This window comes from Actinoplanes sp. NPDC021490, assembly GCF_055562135.1.
Genome location: NZ_JBVHFW010000020.1, coordinates 221000 through 236522, shown reverse-complemented (window position 1 = coordinate 236522; position 15523 = coordinate 221000). Strand labels below are relative to the sequence as shown.

Annotated in this window: 10 protein-coding genes; 5 read left to right on the top strand and 5 right to left on the bottom strand. The window is 70.7% G+C overall.

Translation table 11 applies throughout. The features are described 5' to 3' along the window. The first annotated feature begins 305 nt into the window (after positions 1-305). On the top strand, positions 306-2825 hold the full coding sequence (locus ACZ3I4_RS39750; RefSeq protein ID WP_465387288.1) for an MFS transporter: 2520 nt from the start codon (positions 306-308) through the stop codon (positions 2823-2825). A 19-nt stretch (positions 2826-2844) separates the two neighbouring features. Further along, complete coding sequence (locus tag ACZ3I4_RS39745; protein WP_465387287.1) at positions 2845-3999, top strand: VOC family protein; 1155 nt, start codon at positions 2845-2847, stop codon at positions 3997-3999. 43 nt (positions 4000-4042) lie between these two features. Here the strand turns inward: ACZ3I4_RS39745 and ACZ3I4_RS39740 are convergent, their stop codons facing one another. The 4 genes from ACZ3I4_RS39740 to ACZ3I4_RS39725 are packed head-to-tail and all read right to left on the bottom strand — an operon-like array spanning position 4043 to position 9730. After that, a complete protein-coding gene (locus tag ACZ3I4_RS39740) occupies positions 4043-6496 on the bottom strand; it encodes a glycoside hydrolase family 2 protein (protein ID WP_465387286.1) in 2454 nt (817 codons plus the stop codon). Between the two features lie 57 nt (positions 6497-6553). Continuing rightward, positions 6554-7411: a carbohydrate ABC transporter permease gene (locus ACZ3I4_RS39735; protein WP_465387285.1), complete on the bottom strand. Its 858-nt coding sequence runs from the start codon at positions 7409-7411 to the stop codon at positions 6554-6556. After that, positions 7408-8388 (bottom strand): carbohydrate ABC transporter permease, encoded by a 981-nt coding sequence (locus ACZ3I4_RS39730; protein ID WP_465387284.1) that lies wholly within the window; start codon positions 8386-8388, stop codon positions 7408-7410. The genes ACZ3I4_RS39735 and ACZ3I4_RS39730 overlap by 4 nt, the downstream gene beginning before the upstream one ends. A 55-nt stretch (positions 8389-8443) precedes the next feature. Continuing rightward, positions 8444-9730, bottom strand: coding sequence for an ABC transporter substrate-binding protein (locus ACZ3I4_RS39725; RefSeq protein ID WP_465387283.1), 1287 nt, complete (start codon positions 9728-9730; stop codon positions 8444-8446). A 323-nt stretch (positions 9731-10053) separates the two neighbouring features. Between ACZ3I4_RS39725 and ACZ3I4_RS39720 the strand changes: the two genes are divergently transcribed. Continuing rightward, positions 10054-11073: a LacI family DNA-binding transcriptional regulator gene (locus ACZ3I4_RS39720; protein ID WP_465387282.1), complete on the top strand. Its 1020-nt coding sequence runs from the start codon at positions 10054-10056 to the stop codon at positions 11071-11073. Here ACZ3I4_RS39720 and ACZ3I4_RS39715 read toward each other — a convergent pair. Next, positions 11070-13694, bottom strand: a complete 2625-nt coding sequence (locus ACZ3I4_RS39715; RefSeq protein WP_465387281.1) for a putative bifunctional diguanylate cyclase/phosphodiesterase — start codon at positions 13692-13694, stop codon at positions 11070-11072. The genes ACZ3I4_RS39720 and ACZ3I4_RS39715 overlap by 4 nt on opposite strands. Before the next feature lie 223 nt (positions 13695-13917). Here ACZ3I4_RS39715 and ACZ3I4_RS39710 point away from each other — a divergent pair, with 223 nt between their 5' ends. Then, complete coding sequence (locus ACZ3I4_RS39710) at positions 13918-14304, top strand: PH domain-containing protein (protein WP_465387280.1); 387 nt, start codon at positions 13918-13920, stop codon at positions 14302-14304. Between the two features lie 40 nt (positions 14305-14344). Beyond that, positions 14345-15520 (top strand): PQQ-dependent sugar dehydrogenase, encoded by a 1176-nt coding sequence (locus ACZ3I4_RS39705; RefSeq protein WP_465387279.1) that lies wholly within the window; start codon positions 14345-14347, stop codon positions 15518-15520. Positions 15521-15523: the final 3 nt, after the last annotated feature.

The window sequence follows — 15523 nt, the reverse complement described above, 5'->3', positions numbered from 1 at the left end:
CCTCCGAGGACGCGGCATAGGCGCGGGTCACCGACGACCCGGCCCGTGCGGGCGTGGGGGGGGGGGGGGGGGGGGGGGGGGGGGGGGGGGGGGGGGGGGGGGGGGGCCCCCCCCCCCCCCCCCCCCCCCCCCCCCCCCCCCCCCCCCCCCCGCCGGGTCTTGACCCGATCCAGCCGGTGGTGGCGTGACCAGGGTGACCACGACGGCGCGGGACTGCTGGGGCCGAACTGGCCGGAACTCGTACTTTATGAATTTGATCTTTCCCAAAGGGCAACTTACGCCCGGGCCGCATCGTTGCTCGATGCGTGAGCACCGCTGAGCAGAGAAGCCACCGGCAGACCCTCGAGGTGCTCGCCGGGCTGATGCTCGGCATGTTTCTGGCCGCGCTCGACCAGACGATCGTCACGGCGGCCATCCGGACGATCGGCGACGACCTGCACGGGCTCAGCGTGCAGGCGTGGGTGACCACGGCCTACCTGATCACCGCGACGATCTCGACGCCGCTGTACGGCAAGCTGTCGGACATCTACGGCCGCAAACGGTTCTTCCTGGCCGCCATCTCGATCTTCGTGGCAGGCTCGGCGGCCTGCGCGTTCGCCGGATCGATGTATCAGCTGGCGGCGTTCCGGGCGGTGCAGGGGCTGGGCGCGGGCGGGCTGTTCTCGCTGGCGCTGGCGATCGTCGGTGACCTCGTGCCGCCGCGCGAGCAGGCCCGCTATCAGGGATTCTTCCTGGCCGTCTTCGGCTCGGCGAGCGTGCTCGGGCCGGTGATCGGCGGGTTCCTGGCCGGTGCGGACGAACTGCTGGGCATCGCCGGCTGGCGCTGGGTGTTCCTGGTCAATGTGCCGATCGGCGCGGTGGCGCTGGCCGTGGTGGCGCGGGTGCTGCGGATCAGGCACACCCGCCGGGACCATCGGATCGACTGGTGGGGCGCGCTGGCGCTGTGCGTGTGCCTGGTGCCGTGGCTGACCGTGGCCGAGCAGGGGCGTACGTGGGGATGGGACGCCGGCCGGTCGATCGCCTGCTACCTCGTGGGCGCGGCCGGGCTCGTGCTGTTCCTGATCGCCGAGAAGCGGATGGGGGCGGCTGCGCTGATCCCGCTGCGGTTCTTCCGTAACCGCACATTCGCGCTGACCGCGGGCGGCGGGTTCGTCACCGGCATGGGCATGTTCGGCGGGCTCGCCCTGCTGCCGCTCTACCTGCAGATCGTGCGGGGCGCGACGCCGACCGAGTCGGGGCTGCAGCTGCTGCCGATGACGGCGGGCATCATGGCCGGCTCGCTGATCTCGGGACAGACCATCAGCCGTACGGGCCGGTACCGCGTTTTCCCGCCGACCGGCGCGGCGCTGATGATCGCCGGGCTGGTGCTGCTGCACACCGTGGGCGTGGACACGCCGTTCTGGCACACCGGCGTCCACATGGGAGTTTTCGGGCTGGGGCTCGGGTTCGTGCTGCAGCCGGTGACCCTGGCCGTGCAGAACGCCATGCCGCCGTCCGAGATCGGCGTGGCCACGGCGTCGTCCACGTTCTTCCGGCAGATGGGCGCGACCGCCGGAACGGCCGTCTTCCTGTCGATCCTGTTCGCGACCGTGGGCGACAAGATCGCCGCCGCGATCCGTTCGGACACCGGTTTCCAGCGGGCGCTGCAGGATCCCGCGGTCGCCAAGGACCCGGCCTTCCTGGACGCGGTCCGGGGCGAGGGATCCGCCCTGGACGACACTTCGTTCCTCGAGCGGGTGACTCCCGCCCTGGCCCATCCGTTCAAGACGGGCTTCTCGGACGCGGTGGACGCCATCTTCCTCGTCGCCGCGGCCATCCTGCTGGTGGCCCTCGTGCTCTTCCTGTTCCTTCCGCACGTGCCGCTGCGAGGCGGACCCGCCTCCGGAGATCAGGCGGCCCCCGAACATGCCCTCGCCCGCGCCGATCTCGCCGACCTTGATGCCGACCTCGCCCGGTTGTTCGACACCGGGCCCAGCCTCGAACGGACGCCCGACATGGACACTGCCACCGCTCAGCTGATCGACGACCCCGCTCTCGACGAGCCGACCGGTCCCGGCGACGCCGTCGTACGCGGCCGGATCGACGGTCCGGGCGGCCTGCCGCTGCCCGGCGCCACACTGACGATCACCGACTTCGGCGGGCAGCAACTGGCCCGCGCGGTGACCGGCGCGGACGGCACCTACCGGATGCTGCTGCACTCCGGCGGCTCGTTCCTGCTGATCTGCGCGGCCGACCGCCACCAGCCCGCGGCCGCGGTCATCAACGTGGCCGCCGGCGAGATAAGGCGCGTGCTGTCGCTGGCCGGGGCCGGGCAGATCACCGGACGGGTCACCGACCGGGCGGGCCGCGGGCTGTCCGGGGCGACGCTGACGCTGACCAACACCAAGGGCGAGGTCGTGGCCACGACGACGGCCGGTCCGGACGGCCGCTATCAGCTGCCCGGGCTGGACGGCCCCGAGTACACCCTGACGGCGACGGCGCCGCACGCCCGCCCGGCCTCGCGGACGGTGTCCCCCAACGAGCCCGGCCCGGTCGACCTGGCGCTGGCCGTGGGCGGGGTGCTGACCGGCAACGTGCGGGCGGCCGGCTCGGGGCACCCGATCCCGGAGGCGTCGGTGGTGGCGGTCGACCGGCACGGCCGGGTGGCCGGGGCGGCCACGACCGATCACGAGGGACGTTACGAACTGCGCGACCTGCCGCCGGGCGTCTACACGGTGGCGGCCAGCGGCCACGCCCCGGTGGCCACGCGGGTCGAACTGACCGGCGACCACGCGGCCCACGACATCACGCTCGGCACACTAGCGGGCACCACAGCCCTGCACTGAGAAACCTATAGTGCGGGGCATGACTGTGGTCGACGGCGTCACAACGGCATGGTTCGACGCGCCTTCCTTGATCGAGGCGGCCACGATGGCCGGGCGCATCGTGGAGCTTCCGGCCGAGGTCGTGGTCGACCTGCGCGCGACCGGCCTGCGGGTGCGCCTCGACTCGGACGAGCACGCCGAGGCGGTGTCGGCGGCCGCCCGGGATCTCGGGCTGACCGCGAACCCCGACGTGCCGCAGGACCTGAGCGTCGTGTTCGAGTCCGCGGATCCGTCGGCGGTGCGAGGGTTCTGGCAGCGCGTGCTCGACTACGCGCCCGGGGAGGACGGCGGTTTGACGGATCCGTTGCGGCGCGACCCCGCGATCAGGATCCGGCCGTCGGCCGAATCGCGGCCGCTGCGAAACCGCATTCACGTCGACGTGGTGCGGCCGGCCGCGGCGGTCGAGCAGGCGGGTCTGGGCGAGCCCTCGGGACCCTACGGCGTCTGTCACACCGACCCCGACGGCAACGAGGTCGACTTCGTGCCGGGCGAGGCGCTGGGCGAGAGCACCGCGACGGCCGACTGGCAAACGGTGTTCAGCGCGATGGCCTGCTACCGCACCACCTCGCCGGCGCAGCAGCGTGACCTGGCCGCCGCCGCGGCCGCCTCGGCCGTCGACGCGGGCTTTCCGCTGCTGATCGACCTGCGCCCCGGGCTCGTCATCCTCGACAGCGGCAAGGACCAGTGGGAGGGCGACGCCCACGGCCTCGCGCTCGACTTCACCGACCTGGCCGCGACCATCCAGACCGCGGCCCGCGAACTCGGCGCCACGGCCGACCCGGCGCTGCCGCGCTTCGCTCAGCTCTTCCTCGACGCCGCCGACGTCGCCGCGGTCCGCGCGTTCTGGGTCGCCGCCCTCGGATACACCCACGACCGGCGGGCGGGGGTCAGCGACATCCACGATCCGCGGAGGCTGAACCCGGTGCTGGTCTTCCAGCAGCTCGACCTGGCCGAGACGGACCGGCGCGGACAGCGCAACCGCCTCTTCTTCGAGCTGGCGGTGCCGTCGGACCGGGCCCAGAAGCGCCTCGCCGCGATCGTCGCCGCCGGCGGCCGGCTCCTCGACGAGTCCCCCGGCCGTTGGCGGATCGCCGACCCCGAAGGCAACGAGGTGGTGCTCGTCAGCGCGGCATGAGCCGGGGTCCGGGCCCGGGATGCGTTCGGCGGACCCCCGGCGATCAGACCAGGTCGTTCACGCAGCGCAGGACGGGGCGGCTGGTCAGGGCGACCTCGTCGAGTGGGTCCGGGGTGTGGACGGTGAAGGCGACCGACTCGCCGGGCAGCACGGTGACCGCGGCGCGGTCCGGTTCGGCGGCTGGGGACAGGCGGTCGGGGAAGAGAGTGAGCGATCGCAGGATGGTCGCGGCGCGGACGGTCACGGTGGTGGTGTCCCCGGTGCGGGTCACCTCGGTCGTGAAGTCGGCGGCCGGCCACGGGATGTCCTTGTCGGACGCCCAGAACCACGTGGCGCCGGTGTCGGTGGCCAGCAGTTCGGTGCGCGGGTCGCCGGGGGTGGCGACGTCGGCGGGCAGGGTCACGGTCACCGCCGAGCCGGGGGCGACCGTTGCGCTCACCGAGACGGATGCCAGCGCGTCGCCGGTCAGGTTGCGGCGGGTCACGGTGGTTTCCAGGGTCCACGGCGTGCGGCCGTCGTTGACCGCGACCAGGGCGGGGGCGCCGGAAGCGGGGACGACCGCGCCGGGCTCGACGTCGGTGAGCGGGCCTCCGGCGGTCAGCGGATCACCCGTACGCGGCTGGAAGGTCAGCAGGCGGTCGGCGTAGGCGTCGCGCATCGCGTACCACAGCGGCTTCTTGTGGCCGTCGCCGTCGACCGCGGCCCACGACGTGACCGGCCAGCAGTCGTTGAGCTGCCACATGATCGTGCCGGTGCAGAGCGGGCTCAGCGAGCGGAAGTGCTCGATGCCGAACGCCAGCGCGCGGGCCTGGTTGAGCTGGGTCAGGAAATGCCAGTCGTCGAAGTCGGCCGGAGCCGGCAGGTGGTTGGCCAGTCCCCGTTCGAGCTTGCGGTCACCGCCGATGGCCTTCTGATGGTGGGCCATGCCGGGCGAGTCGGGCGCGAGCACGGGGTCCGAGATCGAGCGGCGCAGGGTGGCGTACGTGGGCGGGGCCTGGAAACCGAATTCGGCGACGAAACGGGGACGGTAGGCGGCGTACTTCGTGTAGTCGTCGGTGTTCCACACGTCCCAGATGTGGGTGGTGCCGTAGGACGGGTCGTTCGGATAGCGGTCGGGGCTGCCGGAATACGGGCTGCCGGGCCAGTACCGGCGGGACGGGTCGAGTTCCCCGACGATGCGCGGCAGCAGGTCGTAGTAGAAACCCGCGCCCCACGTACGCCCGTTCAGCGCGGGCTTCCAGTCCCAGTCCTCATGACCCCACAGGTTCTCGTTGTTGCCGGTCCAGACGACGAGGCTCGGGTGCGACGCCAGCCGTACGACGTTCTCGCGCGCCTCCGCCTCGATCTCGGACCGGAACGGCTCCTCCTCGGGGTAGGCCGCGCACGCGAACAGGAAGTCCTGCCCGACCAGGAAGCCCATCTCGTCGGCGAGCTCGTAGAAGTCGTCCGACTCGTAGCGGCCGCCGCCCCACACGCGCAGATAGTTGACGTTGGCCCCGGCGGCCTGCCGGAACCGGGCCGCGAGCCGGTCGCGGGTGATGCGGTCGGCGAAGACGTCGTCCGGGATCCAGTTGATTCCCCGTACGAAGACCGGCACGTCGTTGATCACGACGGTGAACCCGCCGTCGGCCGTGTCGATCCGCGCGTCCCGGAACCCGATCTTGCGCGACCACGTGTCGAGCACGGCGTCGCCCGCGGTCAGCGAAACGTCGAGGTCGTAGAGCGGCTGAGCGCCGTAACCGCGGGGCCACCAGAGATCGGGGTCGTCGACGGTGAGGATCAGCAACGCCTCGATGCCGTCGACCGTCGCCTGGGCCGTACGCCCGCCGACCGACGCGGTGATCCGGACCGGGGTGGCGGCGGCGGAGGCGAGCCGGTCGAGGCGTACGCGCAGCTCGACCCGGCCCACGCCGCCGGTCACGGTCACCTGCGGGCGCACCTCGGCCAGCCGGGCCGTCGTCCAGGTCTCGAGGCCGATCGGCTGCCAGATGCCCGCCGTGACCAGGGTCGGGCCCCAGTCCCAGCCGAAGTTGCAGGCCTGCTTGCGGATGAAGTTGAACGGCTCGTCGTACGCGTTGGGGCGCGCGCCCAGCCGGTCGCGCTGCCCCTCGGCGTACGCGTAAGCGCTGTTGAACTTGATCTTCAGCTCGTTGTCCCCGTCAACCAGCAGCGAGCTGACGTCGAACCGGTAGCCGCGGTGCATGTTGGCCGTCTCGCCGACCGGCACGCCGTTGAGAACGAGCTGGGCGACGGTGTCCAGACCGGCGCAGACGAGATCGGTCCGGCCGCCCTCGGAGAAGGCAAAGCTGGTCGAGTACTCCCATTCCGTACGCCCGATCCAGGCCAGCTTCTTCTCGTTCTCGTCCAGATACGGATCCTCGATCCGCCCGGCCCGGAGCAGGTCGGTGTGCACGCATCCGGGCACGGTGGCGGGAACGCCGGAAATGTCGCCTCCGGAGACGGTCCAGCCGTCGTGCAGGGGTCGGTACGAGGTCACGGTTCTCCTTATGCGAGCCGTGCCCGCGGCCCTCGTCGAAAGGGCCACGGGCAAAGATCAGGACTTGACGGCGCCTTCCATGATCCCTCGCACGATCTGCCGTCCGCCGATCAACAGCAGCACAATCAGCGGAACTGTGGCGATGAACGCACCGGCCAGCACCCGCCGATAGATCACGTAGTTGCCGCTGGCCAGGTCGGACAGGGCGACCATCGAGGTCGGGAAGTCGGTGCCGTTGAGCTGGATCAGCGGCCACTGGAAGTCGTTCCAGGCCATCACGAACGTGAGCAGGCCCAGCACGGCGAGCGCCGGACGGATCGCCGGCAGCACGATGTTCCAGTAGACGCGCATGTTGAGCGCGCCGTCGATGCGGGCCGACTCGACCAGCTCGTCGGGCACGGCGTGCGCGATGAACTGCCGCATGTAGAAGACGCCGAACGCGCTGACCAGGCCGGGGGCGATGACCGCGAGCAGGGTGCCGTTCCAGCCCAGCTTGCCCATCACGATGTAGAGGGCGACGATGCCGAGCTGGCTGGGCACGGTCAGGGTCAGCACGACCACGACCAGCAGCGCGTTGCGGCCGCGGAAGCGCAGCTTGGCGAACGCGAAGCCGGCCAGCGAGCAGAAGAACAGCGTGGCCAGGGTGATGACGGACGACACCACGACACTGTTGATCAGCGAGGCCGCGAAGAAGACCTCGTTGAGCGTGAACACCTCGTTGGCGTTGGTCCAGAACTCGCCGCCGGGGATGACCGACGGCGGGATCTGGGCGACGGCCTCGTCGGTGCTCGTCGAGATGACGAACATCCAGTAGACCGGGAAGGCCGAGAAGAACAGGACGAGTCCGAGGCTGACGTACGTCAGCAGGGTCCCCCGGGTGTCCTGCGGCGCGCGATTCACGTACGTCTTGGTCATCGGTCGCCTCCGATGCGCCGGGTGAGCAGGGTGTTGATGCCGGCGACGATCAGGATGATCAGGAACAGCGCCCAGGACATCGCCGCGGCGTACCCGAGGTCGAGGTCCTTCCAGCCGACCTTGTATATGAGCTGGGCGATCGTCTGGAACTGGTGGGCCGAGCCGCCGCTGGCCGACTGCGGGTTCTCGTCGAACATCATCGGCTCGTTGAACAGTTGCAGCCCCCCGATGGTCGACAGGATCACGGTGAACACCACGACCGGTTGGATCATGGGCACGGTGATCCGCCACAACTGCCGCCACGCGCCGGCGCCGTCGACCGCCGCCGCCTCGTACACGTCCTTGGGGATCGCCTGCATCGCCGCGAGGTAGAGCAGGGCGTTGTAGCCGATCCACTTCCAGTTGACCATCGTGGCGATGGCGATCCAGGCGCTCCACTTCTGCGCCCGCCAGTCGAGCGGGGTCTCCTCGCCAAAGCCGACCAGCGACAGGAACCAGTTGGCCATGCCGTTGTCGCGGGCGAAGAAGATCGCGAAGACCAGGGTCGACGCGACGACCGGGGTCAGGTACGGCAGCAGGATGCCGATCCGCCAGAACGTGGTGCCGCGAAGCCTGCGGTTGAGCAGGTTCGCGATGATCAGCGCGAGCAGCAGCTGCGGCACGGTGGACAGGATGAAGATGCCGAACGTGTTGCCCAGCGCGTTCCAGAAGTCCTCGTCGGACAGCAGGCGGTTGAAGTTCTCCAGCCCGGCCCAGCCGGTCAGCGTCGGGTCGTCCAGCCGCCAGTTCCGGACGGCGACGATCCCGTTGAAGATCAGCGGGAAGACGCCGAAGATGCCGAACAGAATGAAGAACGGCGAGATGAAGACGTACGGGATGGTCTTGTTGTCGAACCGGTAGAGCCAGCTCCTGGTCTTGACTTTCTTCGGCGGCGGGGCGGGACGATGCGACGCCGGCCGGAGCTCAGTGAGGGACACGGCCACTCCTAGGGAAGAGCGGGGCGGCGTGACGCCGCCCCGCCTGGCTGAACCGTCAGGCCTTACCGGTCTTGGCGACCTTCTCGGCCTGCTTGACCGCTTCGGCCCAGGCCGCATCCGACTTGAGCCCGCCCTGCTGGACCCGGGTGATCACGTTTTCCACGGCCACGCGGGTCGGGCCGTTCTTCTTGCCCAGGTACTGCGGCTTCAGGTTGGCCGCGGTGGCCGCGAAGATCTGGCCGGTGGGCGCGTTGCTCATGAACTCCTTCTTGTAGTTCAGCACCGCCGGGTCCTTGTAGAGGTCCGGCTGCGAGGGCAGGTTGCCGACCGTCTTGAAGACCTCGATCTGCTGCGCGGGCTGGACCATCCACTTCACGAAGTCAACCGCGGCGTCGATGTTCTTGCCCTGCGACGGGACGGTCCACCAGGAGCCGCCCCAGTTGCCGCCGCCGCCCGGGATCGCGGCGATGTCCCACTTGCCCTTCTGGTCGGGCGCGGTCTCCTGGATGTGGCCGAGCATCCACGCCGGGCAGGCCAGCACGGCGAACTGGTCCTTCTTGAAGCCCTGGTTCCAGTTGGGCTGGAAGCTCGCGAGGTTGGCCGAGATGCCGGCGTCGATCGCCTTCATGCTCACGTCGAACGCGACCTTGGGGCCGCCGTTCATCTGCAGCTGCTCCTGGTCGTCGTAGAAGCCGACCGGCTGCTGGGCGAGCACGGGGTTGAACATGTTGGTGCCGGAGTCGACGAACTTCTTGCCGGTCTTGGCCGTGTACTGCTTGCCGACCTCGATGAACTTGTCCCAGTCGGTCCACAGCTTGGAGACCGAGTCACGGTCGGTGGGCAGGCCGGCCGCCTTGAACAGGTCGGAGCGGTAGCACATGGCCAGGCCGCCGACGTCGGTGCCGAGACCGATCTGCTTGCCGTCGGCCGACTGCGAGGCCTTCCACTTCCAGTCCAGGTACTTCGACTCGTAGTCGCCGGCGCCCTTGTCGAGCAGGTTGACGAACTTGTCGGCCTGGTTGCGGAACTGCACGATGAAGCCCTCGTCGACCGCCGAGATGTCCGGCGCGCCGGTGCCCGCGACCAGCTTCTTCTGCAGGTCCTCGTGCTGGGCGTTGAACTCGCCGGTGTTCAGCACGATCTTGACGTTGGGGTGCTCCTTCTCGTACGCGGCCTTGAGCGCGTCCAAGCCCATGTCGCCCCAGAACGCGACCTTCAGCGTGATCTGCTCGCCGCTGCCGCCCTCCGCCTTGTCGTTGCTTTCGAGGTCACGACCGCTGCATCCCGCGATAACCAGGGTTGCCGCGAGGCCGGCCGCGACCACGCCCAAAGTCCGTCTCATTTTTCCTCCATGCGGAGAGTGATTGCTTGCCAGGGGAATTACTGAACCGGGTAAGTTGTGGAGACGCTAAGCCGCTCCTCGATAAGTGTCAATACCGTGTTACGACGGTGATCTGTCATCGTTGTCAGTGTTCGTTAAGTAGGGCCAATCGGACTAAAACGGCGATCGCTGTTTACAAAGTGCGGTGTGGCCCCCAACACTTAACCGATCAAGACACGCCTCCGCCGCTCGGTCATGTCGGCGTGGTTCTGCGTGAGAGCGCTCTACCGATTCCGGCACCGGTAAACTCCGCCGGTAGGCTCGGCGGGAAAAGAGGAGACCGAGTGAAGCGGCCCACGATCGCCGACATAGCCCGGCGGGCGGGCGTGTCGAAAGGCGCGGTGTCGTACGCGCTCAACGGCCAGCCCGGCGTCTCCGAGGCGACCCGGCAGCGCATCGTCGCCATCGCCCAGGAGATCGGCTTCAACCCCAACAGCGCCGCGCGTGCGCTGTCCGGGGCGAGCGCGCGTGCCGTCGGCCTGACCCTGTCGCGCCCGGCCCGCATCCTCAGCATCGAGCCCTTCTTCATGGGCCTGATCAGCGGCTTCGAGGCCGAGCTGGCGGCCCGCTCCTACGCGCTGACCCTCCAGGTGGTGGCCACCCCCGAGCAGGAGGTCGAGGTCTACCGCCGCTGGTGGGGCGAGCGCCGCATCGACGGCGTGATCGTCACCGACCTGCGGGAGAACGACGTCCGCATCCCGGTTCTGCAAAAGCTGCAACTTCCGGCAGTCGTCATCGGCGGCCCCGGCGACACCGGCAAGATCGCCCAGGTGTGGTCGGACGACGCCGGCGCCATCACCGAGACGGTGCGTTATCTGGTGGCGCTGGGCCATCGGCGGATCGCCCGGGTCAGCGGTCTGCCCGGGCTGCTGCACACGCAGACCCGCACCCGGGCCTTCAACGACGTCTGCGCCTCACTCGGGCTGACCGAGGCGATGACCGTGCCGTCCGACTACACCGGCGAAGAGGGCGGCCGGGCGACCCGGCGGCTCCTGATCGGCGCCGGGCGACCCACGGCCATCATTTTCGACAACGATGTGATGGCCGTGGCCGGGCTGGCCGTGGCCCAGGAGATGGGGCTGGCCGTGCCGGGCGACCTGTCCATCGTGGCCTGGGACGACTCCCCGCTGTGCAGCCTGGTGCACCCGCCGCTGACCGCCCTGTCGCGGGACATCGCCGAATACGGCGCGCACGCCGCTCGCGAGCTGCTGGCCGCGATCGACGGCAAGCAGGTCAGCAACGTCGAAGCCGGCACCGCCCACCTGACCCCCCGGGGCAGCACCGCGCCGCCTCGCCAGATTTAAGCGCGGTGGGTGTCGAGGTAGGCCTCGATGCGCTCGGCCGGCGCCGGCCGGCCCACCGCGAAGCCCTGCCCGTAGAGGCATCCGGCCTTGGCCGCCCGCTCGATCTGCTCGTCGGTCTCCAGCCCCTTGGCCACGATCTCGAGCCCCAGACGCCGGCCCAGGCTGACCACGACGTCGATCACCGCCGGACCGGCGCCCGGCGTCGCCTCGGGCGAGCTGTTGGTCAGCGAGGCGTGCAGCTTGAGCACGTCGACCGGCAGGCGGCGCAGGTGCGACAGCGAGGCCTGACCGGCGCCGAAGTCGTCGAGCGCGGCCCGCACCCCCAGCTTCCGCAGCCCGGCCAGCGAGGCCACGATCGCGGGCATGTCCTCGGCGATCCAGGCCTCGGCCACCTCGACCACCAGCCGCTCGGGGGCCACGCCGTACCGCTTGAGGATCGTCGCCACCCGGTCGGGGAACCGGGCCGTCAGCAGTTCGCGCGGGGAGACGTTCACCGACAGCCAGAAGCCGTTGTCGCCACCGGCCCAGCCGGACAGCCGCTTGCAGGCGGTTTCCAGCACCCATTCGTCGAGCTCGGCGGCGATGCCCACGGCCCGGGCGATCGGCAGCATCTCGTGCGGCAGGATCGTGCCCAGCTGCGGATGCCGCCAGCGCAGCAGTGCCTCGACGCCGACCGGCTGCTGGTCACGCAGGTCGACCACCGGCTGGAAGACCAGGTCGAGTTCGCCCCGGTCGGCCGCGCCGAGCACCTCGCGCTCGAGGTCCATCCGGCGGTTGAGCTTCATCTCGACGTCGGGGTCGTACCACTCGACGCGGTCGAGCCCGAGCTGGCGGGCGCGCTTGCGGGCCAGGTCGGCGTGGCGCAGCACCTCGTCGGAGTCGGCGCCGCCGGCCAGCTCGGCCAGGCCGATGCTGGTGTGCAGGTCGACGATCGTGCCGGGCAGCTGGTGCGGCTCGGCCAGCACGGTCGCGATGCGGCTGGCCAGGGCGTACGCCAGCACGGCGCCGTCGGCCGTCAGCACGGCGAACTCGTCACCACCGAGACGGGCCAGGACGTCCTCGGGGGCCAGCAGGCTGCGGATGCGGCGGCCCACCTCGATCAGCACCGCGTCACCGATCTCGCGGCCCCGGCTGTCGTTGATCTCGGCCAGGCCGTGCAGGTCGATCACCAGCAGCGTGCCGGGCCGGCCGGGGCGACGCCGGTGGGTCAGAAGATCGCGCATCAGCGCCCGCCGGTTGGCCAGCCCGGTGAGCTGGTCGGTGTACGACAGGCGGTGCAGCGTCCGCTCGAGGTGCCGCCGCTCGCCGATGTCGCGCACGTGCACCACCAGCGCCGCCACCTCGGGCACGCCACGCTGGTCGGAGATCGTCGACTCGGTGTCGCGCCACAGCTCGGCGCCGTCGCGCATGCGGGCCGTGACCAGCGCGGGCGGCCCGTCGGCATGCTCACCGGCCTGCACCGAGTCGATCACCTCGCGCGCGGTCTCGACGTCGTCGGGGTGGATCAGGTCGTGGAACGCCCGGCCGACCACCTCGTCGTCGTCCAGTCCGAACAGGCGGGACGCGGCCGGCGACTGCCAGGTGATCCGCATATTCTCGTCGAGCACCAGGGTCAGATCGGTGGCCCCGGCGACCAGCGAGCGGAAGTGCGCCTCGGCGGTCTGCAACTGGCCCGCGTACCGCCGGATGTCGTGCACGACGAGCAGCTCACGCATGGCCAGCACGGCGACCATGGCGATACCCAGGATGATGCTGGTCGGGTCGAACTCGCGGGCCACGATCAGATGCCAGGCCGCGGCGACCACCCCCACGCCGGCCGGCACGGCGAGCAACGGATAGCTGGCCAGATACTGGTCGGGGTTGCGCGGTTCGAGCGGCACGGCGGGCAGGTCGCGGCGGGAACCACCCTCGGCCATCAGCGCCAGCCCGGCCACCATCGGCAGGCCCACGGCGGCCGGCAGCAGACCGCCGGCGTCGGCCGTCAGCATCGTGGCGATCGCGGCCAGGGCGCAGAGCACCAGAATCACCCCGATGCCGCAGTGGACCGCCGGGCGGCGGGCGGGCCGGCCGCGCAGCGTGGCGACCAGCACGATCGCGATGCCGGTGGCGCCGATCAGGGTCACCGGCAGGCCACCCGGCTGCTCCACCCGTTCCGGAGTGAGCAGATAACCGGCGAAGGCCAGGCTCACCCCTAGCCCGAGGCCGTCGAAGGCCCGCCGGGAGTGGACCACCCAGCCCTGGCCCGAACCGGGCAGCAGCAGCGTGCCGACCGCGAAGCAGGCGGCGGCCAGACCGAACGCGACGGTCACCACGATCACGTCGGCCGGCCCGGCCATCAGCGGGCCCAGCACGGCCAGGCCGGTCGCGAGCGCGCCCATGCCGACGAAACCGGCGCCGCGGCAGGCCGCGAACGTACGGTCGGCGTGGTGGATCGAGAGGGCGGCCCGCACCAGCACCGCCGAGGCCCACAGGGCGCAGCCACCCACCCCGGCCGCCAGCGCGAGCTCGGGCGCGACGACCCCGGTCAGACCGGCCAGCAGCACGACGACGGCGGCCGCGGGCACGACCCATCGGGCCCGGTCACCGAGCCGGGCGGCGTGCGTGGGGGGCGGCACTGCCACGTCGACGGATCCTCTGCGGTTGCGTCGGAAGGGGGACAGAGGGAGCTGCACCGGACAACGAACGTCCCACGAACAGGTTACGGCCGGGTATTACCCCTCCGCACGTTCAGAAGTCGGCTATGGACACTCGCCCGCGCGCCGATGGCCGGCCGGAAAGTCATGCGCCCGAGTATGCGCCGGGACCGGCAGAAACACCGCACACAGTGGGTGGGAAGATGAGATCGTGAGCTCCAAGCCCCTGCTGCGCGTCCGCAAGACCGGCGCCCTGATCGTCGCGTCGGCGATCGCCTTCGTCGGCGCCATCCCCCTGGCCGGCGCGATGTGGCAGCTCACCCCGATTCTGCTGATCCCGATCGCCGCCTTCGTCTGGGCCTGGCGTGCCGGCACCGACGTCTACGCCGACGAGCTGCGGGTCCGCGCCCTGGTCGGCAGCACCCGGGTGCCGTGGCCGCGGATCAGCGAGCTCGCGCCCGACGCCAGCGGGCAGATCTCCGCGCTGCTCGACAACGGCAACGTCATCCGTCTGACCGGCGTGACCCCCGACAATCTGCCCCGGGTCCTGGCCGTCGGCGGGCAAGAGATCGGCCACTCCGACCAGCCTCCCAGCTGACCTCGCTACCCTGGGGTGCGTCGAACCCCGAGGAGGTCGAGTGATCGTGCGTTCCCGCCGGGCCCGCGTCGTCTCGGTGACGCTCGCCGCCGTGCTGGGGCTCGCCTCGGCGTGCAGCTTCGGCCCGCCCGATCCCGACCAGCAGGGCGCCCCGCCGAACCTGCCCAAGCCGTCGGTCGACGCCTCCGACGAGGCTCAGAACCCGAGCGGCGGCAGCCAGGAGGTCGCGGTCACCGTCCTGGCCAAGGGGCTCGACGTGCCGTGGGGCATGGCTTTCCTGCCCGACGGGTCGGCGCTGGTCACCGAACGGGACACCGCGCGCATCCTCAAGGTCGGTCCCGACTCCGACGCCGAGGGCCTGACGGTCACCGAGGCCCAGCGCCTGGCCGAGGTGCGCGCGTCCGGCGACGGCGGCCTGCTCGGCATCGCGGTCTCGCCGAAATATCAGACCGACAAGACGGTGTACGTCTACTACTCCACCGCCAAGGACAACCGCATCGGCAAGCTGGTGATCGGCGGGCGGCTCCAGCCGATCCTGACCGGCATCCCGCGCTCGACCGACTTCAACGGCGGCGCGCTCGCCTTCGGCCCCGACGGTCAGCTCTACGCGGGCACCGGCGACGGCACCCCGGCCGGTTCCCAGGCGCAAAATCCGAAGAGCCTCGGCGGCAAGATCCTGCGGATGACCACGGCCGGCAAGCCCTCGGCGGGCAACCCGGTGAAGGACAGCCTGGTCTGGAGCTCCGGCCACCACAACGTCCAGGGCCTGGCCTGGGACAAGACCAAGCGCCTGTACGCCAGTGAGAGCGGGCAGAAGAAGTCGGGCGAGCTCAACGTGATCGCCAAGGGCAAGAACTACGGCTGGCCCCGGGCCGACGGCCCCGGCAGCGACACGAAGCTGGCCAACCCGTTGTTCAGCTGGCCGGTCGACGACTCGGGCTGCTCGGGCGTCGCCGTGCTCGAGCAGACGGTGGCCACCGCGTGCCTGCTGGGCAAGCGGATCTACCTGCTCAACGTGACCGAGAACGGCACCGTGCTGGGCACGCCGCAGGAGGCGCTGGTCGGGGAGTACGGCCGGCTGCGCAGCATGGTCACCGCACCCGACGGCTCGCTCTGGGTGGGCACGTCGAACCAGGAGGACGAGGGCACCCCGAGCGCCGACGACGACCGGATCATTCGGCTGGTCTTCTCGGACGGCGGCGCCGGTCGCAGCTGACCG